Genomic DNA, 17164 nt, shown 5'->3' on the forward strand with positions numbered 1-17164 from the left:
CCCTTACCTAATTCACCGGTTTTCACTGTGTCTGACATCCTGCAAATTCCCGGCTCGTCTGTTTTGTCCCCTTTTCGCCATGAACGCCTATTGTTGAAGATGCAGGAACTAGGCTTGCCGGTCGCCGAGGTTGCGGCCCGTTTCGAGCACTACGTCTGGTGTGATGAAGTCCTGTCGGAAGAGGCGAGAGCGAAGCTTTGGCAGTTGTTAGATTACGGTCAAGCGGCGGTGAATGTTGCAGATGCGAAGGACGCGCTCGTGTTAACCGTCGTCCCTCGGTTAGGCACCGTTTCGTCTTGGGCCAGCAAAGCAACAGACATCGCGCACAACTGCGGTCTACGCGACATTCGGCGTATCGAGCGCGGGGTTCGTTACACCATTACCCCCGAGCGCGGTTGGTTGAAGACAAAAAGCTTTGATCCCCAGATGCTAGCGCTAGTGGCAGACTGCTTGCATGATCGGATGACTGAAACCGTTGTGGACCAACGCTTCGACCCCAAAACACTTTTCGAGTCGTTGCCTGGCAAGGCGATGCGTACCGTACCTGTAACGACGGTTGGTCGAGCAGCGCTACTGGAAGCGAATAGCACCTTGGGTCTTGCTTTGTCGGATGATGAAATCGACTACCTGACGCATTCCTTTACGGACCTCGGGCGTGACCCGACAGACGTAGAGCTCATGATGTTTGCTCAGGCTAATAGCGAGCATTGTCGTCACAAAATTTTTAATGCGCAGTGGGTGATTGACGGTAAGCCGACTGACAAAACCTTGTTTGGAATGATTCGGGAAACGCATGCGGCTCAGCCTTTGGGTACGGTCGTTGCCTATTCTGACAATGCTGCCATCATGTTCGGTGGTCAAGCGCAACGCTTTGAGGCACGTCTGCCGCAGCCGGGACACGCGCCGGCTTATGCGAGCCGCAAACACCTCGTTCACACCGTGATGAAGGTAGAGACCCATAACCATCCCACTGCGATTGCGCCTTTTGAAGGAGCTTCGACGGGTTCCGGCGGAGAAATTCGCGATGAGGGTGCAACGGGGCGGGGGTCAAAGCCAAAAGCAGGCTTGGCTGGCTTTACTGTTTCGCACTTGCGTTTTGATGATGCCCCGCGTACCTGGGAATCCGATCACCACGGCGCGCCTGACAGAATCGCGAGTCCGTTATCCATCATGATTGATGGTCCCTTAGGCGCAGCCGCATTTAATAATGAGTTCGGTCGTCCAAATTTGCTTGGCTATTTTCGGTCGTTTGAGCAATCTGTTGGTGCCACGAGATGGGGTTACCACAAGCCGATCATGATTGCCGGTGGCTTGGGAAGTATTGACGAAGGCTGTACCAAGAAAGAACGGATTCAGCCCGGCGCCTTGCTGATACAGCTGGGCGGGCCCGGTCTTCGTATTGGAATGGGCGGCAGTGCCGCCTCGAGTATGGCGGTGGGCACCAATACGGCTGCCCTGGACTTCGACTCTGTGCAGCGAGGCAATCCAGAGATCGAACGGCGTTGCCAAGAGGTTATTGATCGCTGTTGGCAGCAAGGCGCTAACAACCCAATCGTTGCGATCCATGATGTCGGCGCTGGTGGTTTATCTAATGCCTTTCCGGAGTTGGTGAACGACGCAGGACGTGGTGCGACCTTCGACTTAAATCGTGTCCCGCTCGAGGAAACAGGTATGTCAGCAGCAGAAATCTGGAGTAATGAATCCCAAGAGCGGTACGTCCTCTCGGTGCTGCCAAAGGATCTTGCGCGTTTCGAACAGATCGCTAAGAGAGAGCGCTGTCCTTTCGCGATTGTTGGGGTTGCGACCGAAGAGCGTCAACTTAAGGTGGTCGTAGGTGAGGGCTTGCCTGGACTTGACCCCATCGCGGCGCAAGTTGGCACGAGGCCCGTTGATGTTCCGATTGACGTTATTCTCGGCAAGCCACCGCGCATGACACGGGACGTCAAACGTATGATTCCTGAGACGGTAGCGCTCGATTTGACGGTCATTGCGCTTGATGAGGCTGTTACCCGTGTGCTGCAACATCCTACGGTGGCTGACAAATCTTTCTTGATTACGATCGGTGATCGCACTGTCGGAGGACTCTCTAGCAGAGACCAAATGGTTGGGCCTTGGCAGATCCCTGTGGCGGATTGCGCAGTGACCTTATCTGATCACGACGATACGCGGGGTGAGGCGATGGCGATGGGCGAGCGTACCCCGCTTGCCATGATTAACGCGCCGGCATCCGGCAGAATGGCCGTTGCAGAGGCGTTAACGAACTTAGCGTCTGCGGACGTCGCGCGGATGGAAGACATCAAGCTTTCTGCCAATTGGATGGCAGCTTGCGGTGCGCCAGGACAAGACGCAGCACTGTACGACACGGTGGCTGCGGTGAGTGCCCTGTGTCAAGAGGTGGGTCTCTCCATCCCTGTTGGCAAAGATTCGTTGTCTATGCAGACGGCCTGGACCGAGGGAGCCGACGCGCGCAAGGTGATCTCACCCGTTTCGCTCATTGTGACGGCGTTTGCGCCTGTTGGGGATGTGCGTCAATCATTGACACCTGCACTACGTACGGATGTTGGCCCGACAAGTTTGATCTTGATTGATTTGGGTCGCGGTCAGCATCGAATGGGCGCCTCAATTTTGGCCCAGGCCTTTAATCAAGTTGGCGAGACTGTCCCTGATGTCGATGACGCTCAAGCACTGCGGACGATGTTTGTTACCATCCGCGCCTTGGCTCAAAGTGGTGTCGTACTTGCTTATCACGATCGCTCTGACGGTGGGTTGTTTGCCACGGTAACTGAGATGGCCTTTGCGGGGCACACTGGCGTTTCTTTAAATCTAGATATGCTGACAATCGATGCCCATGCGGCTGATTGGGGCGATTACAAAATTCGTCCTGAACAAGTGGCGGTGCAGCGTGATGAGTTGACGCTTAAAGCGTTGTTCAGTGAAGAGGTTGGCGTCGTCATTCAAGTCCCCGCAGCCGAGCGTGATAGCGTCATGCAGGTTCTGCGCGGTGCTGGTCTTTCTGCACACTCTCATGTGATCGGTTCCTTGAATGCGAATGATGCTGTAGAAATTTTCCGTGATGGCAAACTAATCTGGAGTAAGCCTCGAGCAGTCCTTGGTGCGATCTGGAGCGATGTGAGTTACCGCATTGCCTCGCGTCGTGATAACCCAGCCTGCGCACAGGCTGAGTATGATCTCTGGGCCGATTCAAACGACCCGGGTATGTCTGGTTTGGTCGGCTTTAATCCACAGGAAAATGTAGCAGCACCCTTTCTGAACATAGGAAGTCGCCCGCGCATTGCGATCTTGCGGGAGCAAGGCTGCAATAGTCAGGTGGAGATGGCCTGGGCCTTTGACCGCTCAGGTTTTGAAGCTTGGGATGTGCACATGACAGATTTGCAGTCTGGCGCGGTCGATCTCAAAGACGTTAAGGGCCTTGTCGCAGTTGGTGGATTCAGCTACGGTGACGTGCTTGGCGCTGGCGAAGGGTGGGCGCGGAGTATTCGGTTTAACAATCAACTTGCCGATCAGTTTGCGGCTTACTTCGGACGTAACGATACGTTTGCCCTAGGCGTGTGTAACGGCTGTCAAATGATGGCTGCTTTGGCTTCGATGATTCCGGGTGCAGAGCACTGGCCCCGTTTTACGCGTAATCAGTCAGAAAAATACGAGGCGCGGCTTTCGTTGGTTGAGGTCACGGAAAGCCCATCCTTGTTTTTTAAAGGGATGGCCGGTTCGCGCATTCCCGTGGCGGTTGCGCATGGCGAGGGCTTTACGAACTTCTCTAAGCAAGGCGACCCCCAGAAGGTCCTGCGCGCAGCGCATTTTGTTGATCATTACGGCACTGCGACGCAGCGTTACCCGTTTAACCCTAACGGCAGTGCCGATGGCTTGACCGCGGTCACAACCTCGGATGGCAGATTTACCGTGATGATGCCCCATCCGGAGCGTGTTACCCGAAATGTCATGATGTCATGGTCGCCCAAGCTCTGGGGGGAGAAGGATTCTTCGGGCCCATATACGCCCTGGATGCGGTTTTTCCAAAACGCGAGAGTCCATATCGGCTAGCTCCCTCTATCGTATAATCACACTTTGCGCCCGGAGCTTTTTGTATGCGTCTTATCCAAACTGCGCTCACCTTCGACGATGTGTTGTTGGTGCCTGCCTTTTCTCAGGTGCTCCCGCGCGACACCTCCCTAGTGACTCGTCTGACCCGAAATATTTCTTTGAACATTCCGCTTGTTTCAGCGGCGATGGACACAGTCACTGAGTCCCGCTTGGCCATCGCGATGGCTCAAGAGGGCGGCATCGGTATCATCCACAAGAATCTGACAGCGGACCAGCAAGCTAGGGAAGTAGCCCGAGTCAAGCGTCATGAATTCGGTATCGTGATCGATCCAATTACCTTGGCACCGGATATGACAGTGCGCGATGCCATTGCGTTGCAACGTCAACATGGGATCTCTGGCTTGCCAGTCGTACAGCACGGCAAGGTCGTGGGTATTGTTACGAACCGCGACCTACGTTTTGAAGATCGGCTTGAGGCCTTGATCAGTACGATCATGACACCTCAAGATCGATTAGTCACGATGAAAGAAGGTGCCACCCTTGCAGAGGCTCAAACCCTGATGCATAAGCATCGTCTTGAGCGCGTTCTGATCGTGAACGACGCCTTCCAGCTGCGTGGCTTGGCGACTGTCAAGGATATCGTTAAGAACACTGAACATCCCGCGGCGTGCAAGGATAGTCATGGGCAACTTCGCGTAGGTGCTGCGGTCGGTGTTGGCGATGGCACGGAAGAGCGCGTCGAGAAGCTTGTTGCCGCCGGTGTCGATGTGATTGTGGTTGACACCGCGCATGGCCATTCGGCTGGAGTCATCGAGCGTGTTCGTTGGGTAAAAACGAATTTTCCAAAAGTTGAGGTTATCGGTGGCAATATCGCCACAGCAGAGGCCGCGAGGGCCTTGTTGCAAGCTGGTGCAGATGCAGTAAAGGTCGGTATTGGTCCCGGATCAATTTGTACGACACGCGTTGTGGCCGGTGTTGGTGTTCCTCAGATCACTGCGATTTCAGAAGTATCGAAAGCCCTCGAGGGCACCGGTGTGCCACTGATTGCTGATGGTGGGGTGCGCTTTTCAGGCGATGTTGCAAAAGCCATTGCTGCGGGTGCCTCGACGGTCATGATGGGCGGGATGTTCGCAGGAACCGAGGAAGCTCCCGGCGAGGTTGTGTTGTTTCAAGGGCGTTCCTACAAGTCGTACCGCGGAATGGGCAGTCTGGGCGCGATGACGGATGGCTCGGCCGATCGTTACTTTCAAGATCCTGCCAATAATGCTGACAAACTTGTTCCAGAGGGCATTGAGGGGCGGGTGCCTTACAAGGGAAGTGTTTTAGCTATCATTTTCCAGTTGGTTGGTGGTGTGCGTGCCTCGATGGGCTATTGCGGTTGTGCCTCCATAGAAGAAATGCGTACTAAGCCCGAATTTGTGCAGATCACTGCCGCGGGTATGCGTGAGTCGCATGTACATGATGTACAGATCACCAAGGAAGCACCGAACTATCGCGCAGACTAAGTTGTTGGCCCGCTCATGCATTAGCATGCGCGGTATATTTTTTGGCACCGGCTCAAGAGCCGGTGTCTTTCATTCAGACAGGCTTGACTCGCATGCATCAGCGCATCCTAATTCTTGACTACGGTTCACAAGTTACACAACTTATTGCGCGACGCGTCCGTGAAGCGGGTGTGTATTGTGAGTTGCATCCCGGAGATATTTCCGCCGACTTTTTAAAGAAGCAGCTCGGCTTGGGGCTCAAAGGAATCATCCTTTCTGGCAGTCATGGCTCCGCCTATGACGATAGTTCGCTTAAGGTTCCTGATGCTGTTTTCTCTCTCGGTGTGCCCGTTCTAGGTATTTGCTATGGCATGCAGGCGATGGCACACCAACTTGGTGGCACGGTCAGCCACGCAGATCACCGTGAGTTCGGCTATGCAGAAGTTCGAGCGCGTGGCCACACAACCTTGCTCAAGGACATTCAGGATTTTGTCACACCGCAAGGGCATGGAATGCTGAAGGTGTGGATGAGTCACGGCGATCAAGTGACCAAATTGCCTGATGGATTTAAAGTGATGGCGTCGACGGACTCGTGTCCGATCGCGGGAATGGCCGACGAGGCGCGTCGCTTTTATGCTGTGCAGTTTCATCCAGAGGTAACGCATACTGTTCAAGGTCAAGCCTTACTGAATCGTTTTGTGACAGATATATGCGGCTGCGTGGGCGACTGGACGATGCCCAACTACGTTGACGAGGCGATCGCCCGTATCCGGGAGCAGGTTGGTGAGGACGAGGTGATTCTTGGACTTTCCGGTGGCGTTGACTCGTCTGTTGCCGCGGCCTTAATACACCGCGCTATTGGTGATCGTTTGACGTGCGTGTTTGTTGATCATGGTTTGCTTCGACTTGACGAGGGTAAGCAAGTGATGGAAACCTTCGCTCAGAATATGGGTGTCAAAATCATTCATGTCGATGCGACGGAGCAGTTCATGGGCAAGCTGGCCGGCGTGACGGATCCAGAGGCTAAACGTAAGATTATTGGTCGCGAGTTTGTCGAGGTGTTTCAGCACCAAGCGGCTAAGCTTAAGGCTGCAAAATGGTTGGCGCAGGGCACAATCTACCCAGATGTGATTGAGTCAGCCGGCGCCAAAACTGGCAAAGCTGTCGCGATTAAGTCGCACCATAATGTTGGTGGCTTACCAGAGACGCTTAATCTTAAGCTGCTTGAACCTTTGCGAGAATTGTTTAAGGATGAAGTCCGCAAACTTGGTCTCGCACTTGGATTACCTCACGGTATGGTTTACCGCCATCCATTCCCTGGGCCAGGGTTGGGTGTTCGAATTCTGGGCGCGGTCAGCAGCGAATTCGCAAATCTCTTGCGTCGTGCCGATGCCATTTTTATTGACGAGTTGCGCAAGACGATTGATCCCGAGACCAAACAAAGTTGGTACGACCTGACCTCACAAGCATTTGCGGTGTTCCTGCCGGTGAAATCTGTGGGTGTAATGGGCGATGGTCGTACCTACGAGTACGTTGTAGCGTTGCGCGCAGTACAGACCTCGGACTTCATGACGGCAGACTGGGCACCTTTGCCTTACCCGTTGCTTGCGAAGGTTTCTTCCCGAATCATCAACGAAGTGCGCGGCATTAATCGTGTTGTTTATGATGTGTCGAGCAAGCCACCCGCAACAATTGAGTGGGAGTAAATTTTTTATTGGGCATTGAGTGAAAAAACTTCTCGTTATTTTATTGCTCCTCTCTGCAAATGTAGGCTGGGCGCAAGATCAAGTGCTTATCGATAGGCTTAGGCAAGGTGGTCTTAATATTTTTATTAGACACGCTATCACCCCAGGCAGTGATTCATCTAAATTTAATCCGCCAAGCGAACGTCCTAATGATTGCTCTTCTGGATCACGTCAACTCAATGAAGAAGGGCGAGAGCAAAGTAGGCGTATTGGTAAAAGAATAAAAGAACTCGATATTCCAATCGGAGAGGTTTATTCGAGTAGTTTTTGTCGATGTGAAGAGACAGCAAAGCTTGCCTTTGATAGATTTACGACTGTGGAGTGGTTGTTGATTAAACCAGGAACCTTTCAGTCGCAACTAGACAGAGAACTCAGATCAGTACCCAGTGCCGGATTTTTTAGTAAAACTCCAACAGGCAAAAATAATGTATTTGTAGGACACGCGGTCACGTTCTTGCCTGGCACTCTAAGTAACGAGTTATCCCTAGTTAGATTATTGGCTGAAGGTGAAGCATTAATTATTGAACCTGGCTCTCCCCCTAAAAAATTAGGAAGAATCAAGTTCTTTTAGGATTCGTATTGCTTCAATGAGTAGGAGTCTCACTGCGTACACTTTAGGTACAGCACTTTGCAAAGGTAATATTGAAAGTAGCTGCAGCACACGGTCCAGAGCTTGATGGAACTTCGGTTGCTCAGCTAAGGCCTTAACAGTTCAAGTAGATCATGGCCGCTCGATACATCAAGAACCGAGCATACAGCTCTTACAGCTTTTGACCTGGAAACACGGATGATACGTGGAGAAATTAATGATTAAAAGTTTAATTGTTGTTCTTCTGTTTGCTTTCTCCAAATCAGGAAATGCTTTTTTAGTTCAAGGTTACGACGTTTCTAAAGCATGGGAAGGTGCGCAAATTTACGTACCTTCTAATTTTTTAGTAAAGCGTGTTACCACCGTAAGAGTCGAATCCCCAATGCCTGTTGTAGTTCTTTTGCATGGCTGTGGAGGGATTGGTGATCATGAAAAAAAGTGGGCACAACATTTAAAATCTGAGGGTTTTATTGTTGTTTTGCCAGACTCATTTGCAATACCAAATCGAGTCGTCAATTGTATCCCCTCATCGGACACACCGAATATTGGTAAAGTTCCAACCAATGACTTGCGACCAGCAGAGGCTGAATTCGCCATGAGAATGATTCAGGAGCAAGTTTGGGCAGATAAACGTAATGTTTTTTTGATGGGGCACAGTGAAGGTGGAGCTGGTGCTTTTTTGACGAAGGAAGTTGGTTTCAAAGGTATTGTCGTTTCTGGTTTTTCATGCGGAGTCCGAAGGAAAGTTGGTTCAGCTGATACAACGCCGTTTATTGCAATAAACTGGGAAATTGACCCTTATTTCTCTAAGGACGACATTCCTCAGAGACAATGTTCTGATCGTCCTTTTTGGAAAGATAGGACTGATAAGGTAGAGATCATTCTTAAGGGTAAAGGACATGCAACAGCATTTGATCATTTGGCAAATCAAGAAGTAATAAAGTTTTTAAAAGTACGGGTTCAGAAATAAAGTGCAATACTTTTCTTGAATTACTATGCTGCAAACACGACTTAATCTACCGCGTATTTACAATCTGAAGTGGAACTCACGATGACTCGAGAAACGAGCTTGTTGCTATTGCAGTCTGGATGGATCTATCTGGGATTAACCATCGCCGTTGTGATCGTATTCGGGTTGAGCTGGCTTTATGGCACATGGGTAAGGCGCAAACTCAACAAAGAGACGGTCGATGTCAGTAGTATTTTTATTACGTCGATTTTTGGTTTTTTTGCGATTCTGGTTGCGTTCCAGCTGTCTGGGTCGACGCACATCTACGAGAATCAGCGCAAGCTCACCGTAGATGAGATCTTAAGTATCTCAGCGGTTGTTGACTCAACGCAGATGCTAAGAGCAGACGATAGGCGAGACGTTTTAAAGTTGTTAATCGAGTACGTTGAGCAACGAGAACATCTTTACGACAGACCGATACATGCCCTGGGGCTTGAGGAACGTGGCCGTGCGCAGAAAGATGCTGGTCTACGAATTTTGCGTCATGCCTATGCCTTGCTTCCGCAATATAGTGGCGATGATCGCATCATGTTTAAAAGTTTTCTCACTCGAGTTCAGTTGATGAACTCAATTTTTGATCAACAGTATGCATCTATTTTTATGCAGACACCGCGTATTCTCTGGCAAGCGCTAGTCGTATTATTGATGATTATTTCTGGCATATGTGGTTATAAAACCGGGATTGAACAAGGACAGCAATTTGGGCTGACTGTGTTATTCCTTTTTGTTATTCTCGCGGCAATTGTTATTTGTCTGAATTTAGGCAACCCGCGTGTAAGTGCTATTAACTTAGACTTGGTTGATGCGCAATTTACAAAGTTGTTAGATCGTTTAGAGTCGTCTCGGTAGCTGTACTTATGGACAACAAAACAATGCCCGCTCCCAGCAGTATTCGCGCCGGAGTGCTTGACATCTTCTATCACGAGTACGGTCCTGCGAATGATAGCGTTGTGTTTTTGATGCATGGCTTTCCCTATGATGCGCATGCGTATGCAGAGGTTGCGCCGCTGCTAGCCTCGGCGGGATGTCGGGTGATCGTTCCGTATTTGCGTGGCTATGGAGAGACGCGTTTTCTCGATCCGGCGACACCACGTTCCGGCGAGCAAGCCGCGTTGGGTGCGGATCTGTTGGCCTTGATGGATGCGCTTGGCGTGCAAAACGCTACCCTTGCAGGGTACGACTGGGGCGGCAGGGCCGCTTGTGTCGTGGCCGCGCTCTGGCCTGAGCGCTGTCGCGCGCTCGTTTCGTTTAACAGCTACAACATCCAAAATATTGCGACGGCCTTAAAACCTGACTCCCCATCGAATGAGCACCGGCTCTGGTACCAGTATTATTTTCATAGCGAAAGAGGGCGCGCGGGTCTGACCGCGGATCGGCGCGGTCTCATCGAGCTTCTTTGGAGGCTTTGGTCTCCTACTTGGAACTTCGACGCTGCAACGTTTTTGCGTAGCGCTCCCGCGTTCGATAATCCCGATTTCGTAGCGGTCGTGATTCATAGTTATCGACATCGATTTGGACTTGTGCCTGGCGATCCGGCCTACGCTGAGATAGAAGCGCGTCTGGCAAGGTCTCCGATCATTAGTGTGCCTACGATTACGTTTGATGGTGCCGATGACGGCGTGCGTAGTCCATCGAGTGCCGCTGCGCATGCACACAGGTTTAGCGACAGACGCGAGCATCGCGTCATACCAGGAGTCGGTCACAACATGCCCCAGGAGGTTCCAGCTGTGTTTGCCCAAGCGATTCTCGAACTGAGCGGTAGGCCATGAAGCCAACGCCCCCCTCATTTTTCATTCGGGATAGTGCGGAGCACGATATTGGTGTCATCCAGGAGATTTATTCTCATCACGTGCAGCACGGTACGGCCTCCTTCGAACTGTCACCTCCGTCGGTTCCAGAGATTCAGCAACGTCGTGCGGATGTCGTCGCCAAAGGTCTGCCCTATCTAGTGGCGGAAAGGGACGGAGTCGTTGTGGGGTATGCCTATGCAACGATGTACCGTCCTCGACCAGCCTATCGCTTCACCGTGGAAGACTCGGTATACGTGAAGGAAGGGTTGTCCGGGCAAGGTATCGGTCGTGCACTTCTCGATGCCGTCATCGAGCGCTGCACGGAACTGGGGTATCGGCAGATGCTCGCAGTGATTGGCGATAGCAGTCCCGGATCAGTCAGGCTGCATAAAGCGGCTGGTTTTGTGGAAGTCGGTCTTTTTCGCTCGGTTGGCTTTAAGTTTGGGCAATGGCGCGATACAGCGATGCTTGAGCGGGAGCTCGGGGATGGCAATCGAACACCGCCCGGTGACGACCGTTAGCCGATTCAGTCGGATGATGATATAAATATACCTATCCGGTACATTTAATGAGTGAGCATGTCACATCCAAACAAAGGCACATTGCTCTCGCTGTTTAGCGACGAGGAGTCACAGATTCCTTCGGTCGGTGGGACCAAGGACGGTGATGAAAACCATGGGGCAAAACAACGCGCTCGACCTCAAGCCCTTAAAAACATTTCGAAGCAGCCCGCGAAGAGAGGGGGCTCGTCTCAAAAGTCCTCTATTGGGATGACGAGCCCTTTGCCTGGGCAAGGTTTTCTGCCTGGTCTGTCAAGGCGGGGACGACCACGCCTCGCCGTCGCCATTTCACCTGTGGAGCGCACGGCAGAGCATCGGCGCAAGCGTATTGAGGCGGGCGCGAAACGAGTCGAAATTATTCTCGATAAGGATGTTTCTCTCGCTCTGGACGCGCTGGCCGAGCATTACAAAGAGCCGCGCAGTGAAGTCATTTCCACCTTGATTGCTAAAGCAGCAACCAAGGTGCTGAAGAAATAACGTCGACAGGCTAACGCCTTAACGTGCGCCAGGACGGTTCGCAGGACCACCGCGGTTAGGACCTTCGCCGGGGCCTCGTGCACCGGCGGCACCGACGCCAGGGGCACCAACACCCGGCGCTACACCAGGTCCTGGTGCACCAACGCCAGGCGCGATTCCTGGTCCCGGAGCGCCAACGCCCGGTCCTGGAAGTACGCCGACACCGGGCGCTCCGCGATCGAGTGGGCGAGCAACACAGCCGACTGGCGCACCCTCTGCAGTGCAGTAAACAGCCTGAGCCGCAACGTGACTCGTGATGAATGCGCTTGCTGCAATAAATCCAACCGCGGCGATACGTGCTAGTTTGCTCATGAGCTTTTCCTACTCGAGGTGATCAATATGGCTGCAGACTCACAACTGAGTCTGAGATTCAATTGTTTGGATGCTAACGCCACCCAGCGGGGCTTTGCGCAGGAGACCCTCATTTTTCTCTAGATTGCCAGATCTTGCGAGGAGTCTGCTGCTATTCATGTCCTTGTGCTTACCGGCTGCGCGCATAGCGTTGGGCGTACTTCCAGCCAATTTCGGCTAGAGGTCTCGCTTTATTGCCAGTTTCGAGGGCATCGCTCGAGGCTGCTGTTCCGTCGGCAGCACGTCTGGCAATTCCCTGCAAAATTGCGGCCATCCTGAACAGGTTGTAGGCAATGTAGAAGTCCCAGTGTTCGGCGCCGTCAAGCCCCGTCGTTTGCGAATACTGCTTGAGGTACTGCGCCTCGTCAGGAATGCCCAGCGCTGAAAGATCTAAGCCACCGATACCTCGCCACAGGGACGCTGGAATATGCCAGCTCATGCAATGGTATGCAAAATCGGCAAGAGGATGCCCTAAGGTCGCGAGTTCCCAGTCCAACAAGCCTATCGCGCGCGGTTCGGTGGGGTGTAACACCAGATTGTCTAAACGGTAGTCACCATGAACAATGGAGGTCTGCTCTCCAACTGGAATGTTGGCAGGTAACCATTCGATTAAGGCATGCAGCGCGGGTATATCTTCCGTATTCGCCTCTTTGTATTGACGGCTCCAGCGCGCGATCTGACGACCAAAGTAGTTACCCGGCTTGCCGAATGTTTCTAGACCGACGGTCGCGTAATCAACGCTATGCAATGCAGCAATCACACGATTCATGTCCTGATAGACGAGGCTGCGATCCTCTCTGGAGAAGGTTGGGAGGGATTGATCGACAATCACTCGACCGTCTAGATACTCCATGATGTAGAACGGTGTGCCGACGATCTCCAGCTCTTCGCTAAACGCAAAAAGTCTTGGTACTGGCACGGCACTATTCTGTAACGCTTGCATGACCCGATACTCTCGATCTACCGCATGCGCAGACGGCAGTAGGGGGCCTGGCGGTTTTTTTCTCAGCACATAACGTTGCTGCCCGCTCGTCAAAAGATAGGTAGGATTGGACTGACCTCCTGTTAAGGGCTTCACCGCCAGTGAGGCCTTATCAAGCAATCCGTTCTCTTTCAACCAGGTTGCGAGCACGTTCTCATCAAAAGTCAGTGCGCCTGCTTCTGTCGATACGGGCGGCGTCATAGCGAGCTCACGAGATGGCCCCAGTCTACGGCGAGACTTGTTCCTGTCATCGCCTTTCCGGCATCCGAGGCAAGTAACAAGATCGGTCCATCCATATCCGACATCTGACAAAAACGCCTGAATGGAATGCGGGATTCCAATTTCTTTCCTGCTTCACTCGCTAAAAAGTCGCTGTTTAAGTCAGTGACAACGTAACCGGGAAGGACCGCATTAACACGAATGCCATAGCGTGCAAACTCAAGTGCCAGAGATTTTGTGAACTGTATAACACCGGCCTTAGAGGCACTATAGCCAACGACCGCGCCGGCGACACGTTCACCGAGTATTGATGAAATGTTAATAATGCTGCCGGGCTGTTTTTGTTTGACTAGTCGACGTGCTGCCTCGGTGTTCACAAGCCAGCAGCCTTTGAGGTTCGTGTCTAGAACCTGATCCCAGTCTTGTTCTGTTTGCTCAAGTGCTGGCTTTGCGACGGTAACACCCGCATTGCTGACAATGATGTCAGCGACAAGTCCTTGCGCTTCGATTGCATCGAAGCATGCCGAAACGCTTGCTGCACTCGTGACATCCAGAGGAACCGCGTAGGCATGCCCGCCGAATAGTTCAATCTCTTTAACAAGTGTATCGAGCCGATCGACTCTGCGTGCTGCGACAACGACTCGCGCTCCAGCTTGCGCCAAGGTGAGGGCGATGTGGTGGCCAATACCACTCGATGCGCCAGTGACCAATGCTGTGCGCCCCTCAAGATTAAAGAGTGCGCTTGTTTTGTTGTGGGCGGTCATACGCGCTTTTCTCCGGCTTCGATAATCTTGCGCGCCATGCTCCATCGGTGCACTTCACTCGGACCGTCGTAAATTCTAAAAGCTCGCATGTCCGTGAAAATTCGCATGACCATAGTTTCTCCGGTGACGCCCTGGCCGCCAAGTATCTGTACGCACCGATCGACAACGCGCCATTCGGCCTCTGAGCATACGACTTTAGCTCGACTAGATTCGAAGTTCGCACCATGTCCCTGGTCCAGAATCCATGCTGTGTGGGCAATGTGTAGGCGACTCGTCTGCAAGTCCATATCGTTGTCGGCCAACATGAAGCCCACGCCTTCGTGTTTGCCCAAGATTCTGCCAAACGCTTCGCGCTTACGCGCATACTCGGTCGCGATGTCATGCGCACGGCGCGCTTGTCCGAGCCAGCGCATGCAGTGTGTCAGGCGCGCCGGCGCCAAGCGAACCTGCGCGTATTTGAATCCTCTGCCGATTTCACCCAACACATCTGTCGCTGGGATGCGAACATTGTCAAAGCTCATCACGCAGTGTCCGCCAGTAAAACAGCTATCCATGGCATCCATTTGACGTGTCACCTTGATGCCGTCGCGGCTCATGTTACTGAGAAACATCGTAGCGGAGCCGTCTTCCATTTTCGCCATGATGATGACGTAGGTGGCACCCTCGGCACCCGTGATGAACCATTTTGTTCCGTTAATGATGTAGTGGTCACCGTCCTTTATTGCAGTGGTTTGCATCATCGATGGATCGGCTCCGGCCCCAGGACTGGGCTCAGTCATTGCAAAGCAAGAGCGGATATGACCTTGAACCTGCGGGCGCAGCCAGCGTTCTTTTTGCTCAGGTGTGGCCACCACCTCCATTAAGTGGATATTACCCTCGTCAGGAGCGTGGATATTCATGGCGGTTGGACCTAAGGTCGAATAACCGGCTTCCTCAAATACAACAGCCTTTTCTGCGTGAGTTAGCCCTAAACCGCCAAGTTCGACAGAGGCATGGGGCGTCAACAATCCCGCCGCACGCGCATGTGCAACTAGCTCGTTGCGGAACTCCTCTGTCGGACCATGAGAGGTAGCCCTTGGGTCGCGTTCGAGGGGTATGATCACCTCTGCGATGAAGGCGCGCGTGCGCTCCTGAAGCTCTAGTTGTCTTGCGGTAAGAGAAAATTCCATGCTTGCATCCTCGTGTAGAGTGCGCGCCTTAAAAGCTGCGCATCCTTGGAATTACTGAGTACGATTTAAAATACCTTTACGCCAATGTTTCCTATTATCGCAATTTCACAGATTTCCGCACACGCTAATTACTATGCGACGTATTGATCATCCCGGTATACCGGCAACGGAACGCCTTCACAGCGCGATCTGCCGGGTTGAGGCGTTTGAGACAGTGCTTGAACCTGGCTACAGTTTGATCGATTCTGTTGCGCTCGCAGTGGGTCGCTATGGAGTGTCGAGTGCGGTGATGCGCCTGAGTGGCGGCTGTTTGGATTGCTTTGCTTACTGTATGCCTGCGCTGTCCAAGACTAGTGAGCATGCGGTGTACTTTAGTGAGACCTTTCGTGTGCAAGGGCGAGTTCTCATTGAAACTGCCAGCGTCACCTACGGAGTCCGTGACGGTCAGCCTTGGCTGCATTGTCACGCGGTTTGGCTAGAGCCTGACGGAAGGCGCCACAGCGGTCATCTGTTGCCCGATCAAGTTAACGTCGTTAAGGGGATTGCTGCGACGGGCAGAGCAATATACGGTGCCGAGTTTGTTGTGACTCCAGACAGAGAAACGAATTTTTCATTGTTTATGCCGACGGTGACGCCATCCCGCTCAGTTTTATCGCAGACAAAGTCCTTTGGGAACGCGGCGGAGTCGCATATCGTTCGACTGTCACCAAATACCGATGTTTGTCTCGCACTTGAGAACTTCTGTCTGGAAAAAGGGATTATCGCAGCGACGATACAGGGCGGAGTCGGCAGTACAGTTGGCGCTGTGTTCGACGACGGTCGAATCGTAGAGCCTTTTGTCACTGAGTTACTCATTCGCTCGGGTGTTATTTGTCCGGACGCAAACGGCGACCTGAGGGCGCGAATTGACATTGCGATGGTGGATTACAAAGGAACAGTATCTGAGGGTGTCTTGGCGCGGGGCCAGAATCCGGTTCTGGTCACTTTCGAACTGGTTGTGGAGCCGCTCGACGCCTAGTGGCGAGCCGAGCGGCTTGCAGTCAGTGTTAGAACTTAAATGTTACGCCTAGCGTCACACCGTACAAACTTTGATCTGTTGTAACGTTGTTGGCTTTCTGTTTGTAGTACAGATTCTTGATGCCCAAGGTTGTGTCACCCCAGGCAAACGCTCGGCCAACACCGATCATTTGCTGGCTAGTGATTTCAGTGTTGCTGCTGCCCCCGCCCACATCGATATAAAAGGGCACGAAGTAGTCGCTAGCCCCTAATTGCACACGGCCCTTTAAACCAATGATTGGGTCAGTTGTTGTCGTGTTCTTTGTTTTTGATAAACCAAGTGGCGTCCCTTGTACGGCGATGGATGTTGAGGTTTTCATATCAAGAACCCGGACACCCACCAACGCATCAACATATGCGCTGGGACTGTTGTGCAAAGTGTAGGTGCCGGCAACGGTATAGATGCCTTGTTCCACGGAAGTTTTGCTGCCCAAGTCGACAGCGCCTCGAACAGCCGAGTCCTGGGCTGAAATCTTCGAGTAGACGAGGTCAGCCGCGAGACCGAGGCGACCTTTGTGCGCTTCGAGTGTGAGCATCCCCGCGCCATTCAGGTGAGACAAAAGTTCACTGCTATTTAGATTGACGCGTCCTAGCCTAGTGTTGTCATAGTAGACACTGCCATTGATATTGACAAGCCACAAATATGGTGTGACGTTAAAACGCCAGGTGTCTGACACCTGAAAGACGGGCTGTGGCTTATTTGCTGCTGTCTGTGCTGTTGCGACAGAAGTTAAGGTGGTAGCTCCTACGAGAATGCTTGCTGTTGCGGCGTACTTAATCGAAGTTAGGTAATTTGTCATGGTGAGGAGCGCTCGACTGAGTGGTGATGTGGTGAAGGAAGCAAGTAATTGAGAAAAGAAACAATTGT

At 52.4% G+C, this 17164-nt stretch carries 15 protein-coding genes; 10 read left to right on the forward strand and 5 right to left on the reverse strand.

The annotated features are described in order from the left end of the window. Nucleotides 1–27 precede the first annotated feature (27 nt). The 9 genes from purL (at nucleotide 28) to KZZ10_RS00495 (ending at nucleotide 11716) form a co-directional block, all read left to right on the forward strand. A complete protein-coding gene (purL, locus tag KZZ10_RS00455) occupies nucleotides 28–4062 on the forward strand; it encodes a phosphoribosylformylglycinamidine synthase (protein WP_259659523.1) in 4035 nt (1344 codons plus the stop codon). A gap of 44 nt (nucleotides 4063–4106) precedes the next feature. Next, nucleotides 4107–5567: an IMP dehydrogenase gene (guaB, locus tag KZZ10_RS00460; RefSeq protein ID WP_259659524.1), complete on the forward strand. Its 1461-nt coding sequence runs from the start codon at nucleotides 4107–4109 to the stop codon at nucleotides 5565–5567. 92 nt (nucleotides 5568–5659) lie between these two features. Further along, nucleotides 5660–7252, forward strand: a complete 1593-nt coding sequence (gene guaA / locus KZZ10_RS00465) for a glutamine-hydrolyzing GMP synthase (RefSeq protein ID WP_259659525.1) — start codon at nucleotides 5660–5662, stop codon at nucleotides 7250–7252. Nucleotides 7253–7271: 19 nt separating this feature from the next. Continuing rightward, on the forward strand, nucleotides 7272–7862 hold the full coding sequence (locus KZZ10_RS00470) for a histidine phosphatase family protein (RefSeq protein WP_259659526.1): 591 nt from the start codon (nucleotides 7272–7274) through the stop codon (nucleotides 7860–7862). Nucleotides 7863–8097: 235 nt separating this feature from the next. Next, nucleotides 8098–8850, forward strand: a complete 753-nt coding sequence (locus KZZ10_RS00475) for a dienelactone hydrolase family protein (RefSeq protein WP_259659527.1) — start codon at nucleotides 8098–8100, stop codon at nucleotides 8848–8850. Nucleotides 8851–8931: 81 nt separating this feature from the next. Beyond that, nucleotides 8932–9738, forward strand: coding sequence for a bestrophin-like domain (locus tag KZZ10_RS00480; protein WP_259659528.1), 807 nt, complete (start codon nucleotides 8932–8934; stop codon nucleotides 9736–9738). A gap of 8 nt (nucleotides 9739–9746) precedes the next feature. Further along, the gene (locus tag KZZ10_RS00485) at nucleotides 9747–10658 is read left to right on the forward strand and encodes an alpha/beta fold hydrolase (RefSeq protein WP_259659529.1); all 912 of its coding nucleotides are present in this window, start codon (nucleotides 9747–9749) and stop codon (nucleotides 10656–10658) included. Continuing rightward, nucleotides 10655–11200, forward strand: a complete 546-nt coding sequence (locus tag KZZ10_RS00490) for a GNAT family N-acetyltransferase (RefSeq protein WP_259659530.1) — start codon at nucleotides 10655–10657, stop codon at nucleotides 11198–11200. The genes KZZ10_RS00485 and KZZ10_RS00490 overlap by 4 nt, the downstream gene beginning before the upstream one ends. A 57-nt stretch (nucleotides 11201–11257) precedes the next feature. Next, on the forward strand, nucleotides 11258–11716 hold the full coding sequence (locus KZZ10_RS00495) for a hypothetical protein (protein WP_259659531.1): 459 nt from the start codon (nucleotides 11258–11260) through the stop codon (nucleotides 11714–11716). Nucleotides 11717–11734: 18 nt separating this feature from the next. On the opposite strand, the gene KZZ10_RS00500 is transcribed toward KZZ10_RS00495, so the two are convergent. The 4 genes from KZZ10_RS00500 to KZZ10_RS00515 all read right to left on the reverse strand — a co-directional run bounded on the left by KZZ10_RS00500 (nucleotide 11735) and on the right by KZZ10_RS00515 (nucleotide 15240). Then, the gene (locus KZZ10_RS00500) at nucleotides 11735–12067 is read right to left on the reverse strand and encodes a hypothetical protein (RefSeq protein ID WP_259659532.1); all 333 of its coding nucleotides are present in this window, start codon (nucleotides 12065–12067) and stop codon (nucleotides 11735–11737) included. A gap of 169 nt (nucleotides 12068–12236) precedes the next feature. Beyond that, nucleotides 12237–13289, reverse strand: coding sequence for a phosphotransferase family protein (locus tag KZZ10_RS00505; RefSeq protein ID WP_259659533.1), 1053 nt, complete (start codon nucleotides 13287–13289; stop codon nucleotides 12237–12239). After that, nucleotides 13286–14071 carry an SDR family NAD(P)-dependent oxidoreductase gene (locus tag KZZ10_RS00510; protein ID WP_259659534.1) on the reverse strand — a complete coding sequence of 262 codons (786 nt, stop codon included), beginning with the start codon at nucleotides 14069–14071 and terminating at the stop codon, nucleotides 13286–13288. The genes KZZ10_RS00505 and KZZ10_RS00510 overlap by 4 nt, the downstream gene beginning before the upstream one ends. Further along, nucleotides 14068–15240, reverse strand: coding sequence for an acyl-CoA dehydrogenase family protein (locus KZZ10_RS00515; protein WP_259659535.1), 1173 nt, complete (start codon nucleotides 15238–15240; stop codon nucleotides 14068–14070). Before KZZ10_RS00515 ends, KZZ10_RS00510 begins: the two co-directional genes overlap by 4 nt. A 133-nt stretch (nucleotides 15241–15373) precedes the next feature. Here KZZ10_RS00515 and KZZ10_RS00520 point away from each other — a divergent pair, with 133 nt between their 5' ends. Beyond that, complete coding sequence (locus KZZ10_RS00520; protein WP_259659536.1) at nucleotides 15374–16258, forward strand: PCC domain-containing protein; 885 nt, start codon at nucleotides 15374–15376, stop codon at nucleotides 16256–16258. A 28-nt stretch (nucleotides 16259–16286) separates the two neighbouring features. Here KZZ10_RS00520 and KZZ10_RS00525 read toward each other — a convergent pair whose 3' ends face one another. Then, nucleotides 16287–17096 (reverse strand): hypothetical protein, encoded by an 810-nt coding sequence (locus tag KZZ10_RS00525; RefSeq protein ID WP_259659537.1) that lies wholly within the window; start codon nucleotides 17094–17096, stop codon nucleotides 16287–16289. Between the last annotated feature and the right edge of the window lie 68 nt (nucleotides 17097–17164).

The sequence above is a fragment of the Zwartia hollandica genome (assembly GCF_019923725.1).
GTDB lineage: Bacteria > Pseudomonadota > Gammaproteobacteria > Burkholderiales > Burkholderiaceae_B > Zwartia > Zwartia hollandica.

Bases quoted from the DNA above. Each gene is read 5' to 3' on its own strand.
- guaB (WP_259659524.1), top strand. From the start codon at position 4,107: ATGCGTCTTATCCAAACTGCGCTCACCTTCGACGATGTGTTGTTGGTG.
- guaA (WP_259659525.1), top strand. From the start codon at position 5,660: ATGCATCAGCGCATCCTAATTCTTGACTACGGTTCACAAGTTACACAA.
- KZZ10_RS00475 (WP_259659527.1), top strand. From the start codon at position 8,098: ATGATTAAAAGTTTAATTGTTGTTCTTCTGTTTGCTTTCTCCAAATCA.
- KZZ10_RS00480 (WP_259659528.1), top strand. From the start codon at position 8,932: ATGACTCGAGAAACGAGCTTGTTGCTATTGCAGTCTGGATGGATCTAT.
- KZZ10_RS00485 (WP_259659529.1), top strand. From the start codon at position 9,747: ATGGACAACAAAACAATGCCCGCTCCCAGCAGTATTCGCGCCGGAGTG.
- KZZ10_RS00490 (WP_259659530.1), top strand. From the start codon at position 10,655: ATGAAGCCAACGCCCCCCTCATTTTTCATTCGGGATAGTGCGGAGCAC.
- KZZ10_RS00495 (WP_259659531.1), top strand. From the start codon at position 11,258: ATGTCACATCCAAACAAAGGCACATTGCTCTCGCTGTTTAGCGACGAG.
- KZZ10_RS00500 (WP_259659532.1), bottom strand. From the start codon at position 12,067: ATGAGCAAACTAGCACGTATCGCCGCGGTTGGATTTATTGCAGCAAGC.
- KZZ10_RS00505 (WP_259659533.1), bottom strand. From the start codon at position 13,289: ATGACGCCGCCCGTATCGACAGAAGCAGGCGCACTGACTTTTGATGAG.
- KZZ10_RS00510 (WP_259659534.1), bottom strand. From the start codon at position 14,071: ATGACCGCCCACAACAAAACAAGCGCACTCTTTAATCTTGAGGGGCGC.
- KZZ10_RS00515 (WP_259659535.1), bottom strand. From the start codon at position 15,240: ATGGAATTTTCTCTTACCGCAAGACAACTAGAGCTTCAGGAGCGCACG.
- KZZ10_RS00520 (WP_259659536.1), top strand. From the start codon at position 15,374: ATGCGACGTATTGATCATCCCGGTATACCGGCAACGGAACGCCTTCAC.
- KZZ10_RS00525 (WP_259659537.1), bottom strand. From the start codon at position 17,096: ATGACAAATTACCTAACTTCGATTAAGTACGCCGCAACAGCAAGCATT.